This is a genomic window from Chloroflexota bacterium, from assembly GCA_015478725.1.
GTDB lineage: Bacteria > Chloroflexota > Limnocylindria > Limnocylindrales > CSP1-4 > C-114.
In genome coordinates this window covers 1-1285 of record JADMIG010000128.1, presented here as the reverse complement: position 1 = coordinate 1285, position 1285 = coordinate 1, and the positions used below count along the sequence as shown (strand labels likewise).

1 protein-coding gene is annotated in these 1285 nt (G+C 69.0%); it reads left to right on the top strand.

The window, feature by feature from the left end; translation table 11 throughout:
• The first annotated feature begins 76 nt into the window (after window positions 1-76).
• Window positions 77-997: an IS3 family transposase gene (locus IVW53_16080; GenBank protein MBF6607080.1), complete on the top strand. Its 921-nt coding sequence runs from the start codon at window positions 77-79 to the stop codon at window positions 995-997.
• The last annotated feature ends 288 nt before the right edge of the window (window positions 998-1285 follow it).

Sequence of the window (1285 nt, the reverse complement as noted above, 5' to 3'; positions counted from 1 at the left end):
TCGAGCTGGCTCGGCTGCGGCGGGAGAACGCCGAGCTGGCGATGGAGCGTGATGTCCTCAAGCGCTCGGTGTCCCTCTGGGTCAAGGACGCGATGGGTCACCGGTAGCGGTGGCCGGGTTCATCGCGGCCCAGAGGGCCACCGAGCACGGCATACCGCACGCGCTGGCGTGCCGGGCGCTGGGTGTCTCGCAGGCCTGGTTCTACAAGTGGCGCCACGGCGACGGCTCGCCCCGGCGGGCGCGGCGGCGGGCGTTGAGCGCGCTGATCGCGGCGTTGTTCGCCCAACATCGGGGCACCTACGGCGCGCCGAGGATCACCGCGGATCTGCGAGAGATGGGTTGGCGGGTCTCCCAGAACACCGTCGCGGCGATCATGGCCGAGCACGGGTTACAGGCCAGGGCCAAACGGCGCCGCCGGAGCACCACCCGCCCCGGCAAGGGCCGCTGGCGCGCCCCGGACCTGGTCAAACGTGACTTCACCGCACGGCGGATCAACCAGCGCTGGTTCGGTGATGGCACCGAGATCGACACCGCCGAGGGCAAGTTGCAGCTGGCCAGCGTGCTCGACGTGCGTTCACGGCGCATCCTCGGGTTCGCCTTGAGTGAGCACCATGACGCCGAGCTTGCCTACGGGTCGTTGGCGATGGCGGTCGCGGTGCGCGGCGGGAACATCGCCGGGGTGGTGCTGCACACCGACCAGGGCAGCGAGTACACCGCCGCGATGTTCCGCGCGGCCTGCGCACGCCTGGACATCCGCCAGTCGATGGGCCGGCCAGGTTCAGCGCTGGACAACTCGGTCATCGAGTCGTGGCACTCCACGCTGGAGTTCGAGCTGCGCTCACTCGAGCAGTTCGACACCAAGGCCGCCGCGCGCCGGCGAGTCGCTGAGTGGATCGATGAGTACAACCGCACTCGCCGGCACTCCTCGCTCGGGATGATCTCCCCGATCGACTACGAGCTGACCCAACCTGACGACCCGGACACCGAGGTGGCCTGACCCAGATGCTCACCCACAAGCACAACGACAACGGAGGCGGCTGCGCCGCCGCTGAGCGTCTGTTCGCGCCGCGCAGGGTACGGGGGCCGCACCTCCAACCTCAAGGGTCGCTGACGCGATCGCCACGGCGACGGCCTCCGGCCGCCCTTGACCTTGGAGCCTCTACGACCCCCAACCGGCGTACAGCGCGGGCAGGCCAGCGCCTGCCCACTCGCACGCGACGCGGACTACAAGATCCAACCGCAAGATCACACTAACCGAAGTCTCTACGGTTCGAGGGTATTGACA